Origin of the sequence: Cellulomonas hominis (assembly GCF_005239125.1) — a bacterium.
GTDB lineage: Bacteria > Actinomycetota > Actinomycetes > Actinomycetales > Cellulomonadaceae > Cellulomonas > Cellulomonas hominis_A.
Genome location: NZ_SZYE01000297.1, coordinates 1 through 2,705, shown reverse-complemented (window position 1 = coordinate 2,705; position 2,705 = coordinate 1). Strand labels below are relative to the sequence as shown.

The 2,705-nt window shown below is 78.8% G+C and carries 3 protein-coding genes; all 3 read left to right on the top strand.

Going from position 1 to position 2,705, the window contains the following annotated elements:
* Positions 1 to 1,294, top strand: a 1,294-nt coding sequence (locus FA014_RS19055; protein ID WP_154731181.1) for a FliI/YscN family ATPase, incomplete at its 5' end; no start/stop codon positions are given.
* On the top strand, positions 1,291 to 1,737 hold the full coding sequence (locus tag FA014_RS19050) for a flagellar FliJ family protein (protein ID WP_154731180.1): 447 nt from the start codon (positions 1,291 to 1,293) through the stop codon (positions 1,735 to 1,737). The genes FA014_RS19055 and FA014_RS19050, both read left to right, overlap by 4 nt.
* Positions 1,734 to 2,600: a C40 family peptidase gene (locus FA014_RS19045; RefSeq protein ID WP_195969387.1), complete on the top strand. Its 867-nt coding sequence runs from the start codon at positions 1,734 to 1,736 to the stop codon at positions 2,598 to 2,600. Before FA014_RS19050 ends, FA014_RS19045 begins: the two co-directional genes overlap by 4 nt.
* The last annotated feature ends 105 nt before the right edge of the window (positions 2,601 to 2,705 follow it).

Sequence of the window (2,705 nt, the reverse complement as noted above, 5' to 3'; positions counted from 1 at the left end):
GGCGCTCGGCGCGGCCCGGCCGGAGCGCGTCGGCACCGTCCGCGGCGTCGTCGGCCTGACCGTCGAGGTCGCCGGCACCGGCGCGGCGGTCGGCGAGCTCGTGTCGATCGACCCGGGCGACGGCACCGAGGTGCCCGCCGAGGTCGTCGCGACCGGACGCGGCTCCGCGCACGCGATGCCGCTCGGACCGACGCACGGCCTGCGCGCCGGGATGCCGGTGCGCCCCCGCGGCACCGCCCTGACCGCGCCCGTCGGCCCCGGCCTGCTCGGCCGGGTGCTCGACGGCCTGGGCCGCCCCATCGACGGCCGCGGGCCGCTCGTGGGCGTCGGCCGCGCCGAGGTGACCGGGCACGCCCCGCACCCGCTGGCCCGCGCCCGGGTGGCGCAGCCGCTCGACCTCGGCGTGCGCGTGCTCGACACCCTCGTCACCGCGGGCCGCGGCCAGCGCCTCGGCCTGTTCGCCGGCTCCGGCGTCGGCAAGTCGTCCCTGCTGTCGATGATCGCCCGCGGCACCGACGCGCAGGTCTCCGTCATCGCCCTGGTCGGCGAGCGCGGCCGCGAGGTGCGGGAGTTCCTCGAGGACGACCTCGGCCCCGAGGGCCTGGCCCGCTCCGTCGTCGTCGTGGCCACGTCCGACGAGCCCCCGCTGGTCCGGCTGCGCTCCGCGTTCGTCGCCACCCGGATCGCCGAGTGGTTCCGCGACCGCGGCGACGACGTCGTGCTGATGATGGACTCCCTGACCCGCGTCGCCATGGCGCAGCGCGAGATCGGGCTGTCCGTCGGCGAGCCGCCGGCCACCCGCGGCTACCCGCCGAGCACGTTCGCCCTGCTCGCCCAGCTGCTGGAGCGCGCCGGCACCGGCGCGACCGGCTCGGTCACGGGCCTCTACACCGTGCTGGTGGACGGCGACGACCACAACGAGCCGATCGCCGACGCCGCCCGCTCGATCCTCGACGGCCACGTCGTGCTGGAGCGGTCGCTGGCCGTCGCCGGCCACTTCCCGTCCGTCGACGCGCTCGCCTCCATCTCCCGCGTCGCGTCCCGGGTGATCGGCCCCGAGCAGAAGGACGCCGCCACCCGGCTGCGCCGCGTGATGGCCGCGCGCCGCCAGGCGCAGGACCTGCTCGACGTGGGCGCGTACGTCGCCGGGTCGAACCCGCTCGTGGACGCCGCCGTCGCGCACGGCGCGGCCATCGACGGCTTCCTGCGCCAGGGCATGGACGAGCGCGCCCCGTCCGCCGACTCCTGGGCGCGGCTCGCCGCGCTCGTCGCCGCGATGGGGGACCTGCCGTGAGCCGCGCGTTCCGCCTCGCCGGGCTGCTGCGCCTTCGGGCGCTCGCCGAGGAGCAGGCCGCCGCCCAGCGCGCGACCAGCGTCCGCGGGCGCGACGCCGCCGCGGCCCGCGCCGCGGCCACCCAGACCGCGCTCGGCTCCGCCGTGTTCCCCGAGGGGACCGACGCCCGCGGCGTGCAGGCCGTCGTCGCCAGCCGGCTCGCGCTGTCCGCGCTGCTGGTCGACCGGCGCGCCCAGGTCCTCGTGGCCCAGGACGAGGTCGACGCCGCCGACGCCGCGTGGTCCGCCGCCCGCACGCAGACCCGCACGCTGGAGAAGCTGCAGGAGAAGCACGAGGCCGCGGTCCGCGTCGAGGAGCAGCGGGCCGAGCAGGTCGTGCTCGACGAGGTCGCGGGCCGCCGCGCGGCGGTGCCCGCGGGCACCGCCCCGGAGGAGGACCGGTGACCGGGGGAGTGGCGGCCGTGCAGGCCCGCATCGCCGAGATCCGCGCGTACGTCGAGCCGGTGACCGTGCCGGCGCCCACCGCGCGGGCCGCGTCGTCGTCCCCCGCGACCGCCACCGCGGCGCCGGCCACCGCCGGGACCGACTTCGCGACCGCCTTCGCCGGGCTCACCGGCGGGGCCGACCCCGGCACGGTCCCCGCGCACGCGCTGTCCACGACCGTCACCGGCCAGGACCTGGTCGACGCGGCCAAGAAGTACCTCGGCACGCCCTACGTCTGGGGCGGCGAGTCGCTCGCGGAGGGCGGCCTCGACTGCTCCGGGCTGGTGCTGCGGTCGCTCGCCGACCTCGGCATCACCTCCGGGGTGCCGCGGGTCGCCCGCGACCAGGCGACGCTCGGGGAGGCGGTGCCGTCGCTCGACCAGGCGCTGCCCGGCGACCTGATCGTGCTGAACGGCGGGAAGCACATCGGCATCTACGTCGGCGACGGCCAGATGATCGACGCCCCCAAGCCCGGGAAGTCGGTCACGATCCGCGACGTCTACGCCGAGCCCACGACCATCCGCCGGGTGCTGCCGCAGGCCTCGCCCGCCGCGGGCGGGGCGGCCTCGCTCACGTCGGCGGCCCTCGCGTCGGGGTCGGCCTCGTCGGGGCTCTCCTCGTCGGCGCTGTCCTCGGCGCTCGCGAGCACCGCGGCCGGGCAGAACGCCCTCGCGCTGCTGACCGGCTCGGCCGGCTCGGCGGGCGCGGGGCAGGGCCAGGCCACCTCGCTCACCTCGGCGCTCGGCGCCCTCGGCTCCGGCCCGGCCGGCGCCGCCACGTCCACCTCGTCCCTGCTCACGTCCCTCTGGGGGGCCGCCTCGTGACCATCAGCACGCTTCCCGCCGCGCCGCCGCGCGCCGCGGCCGCCGCGGCGGCCGGTGCCGCGCGCACCGCGCCGACCGGGTTCGACGCGGTCCTGCAGGGCGCCC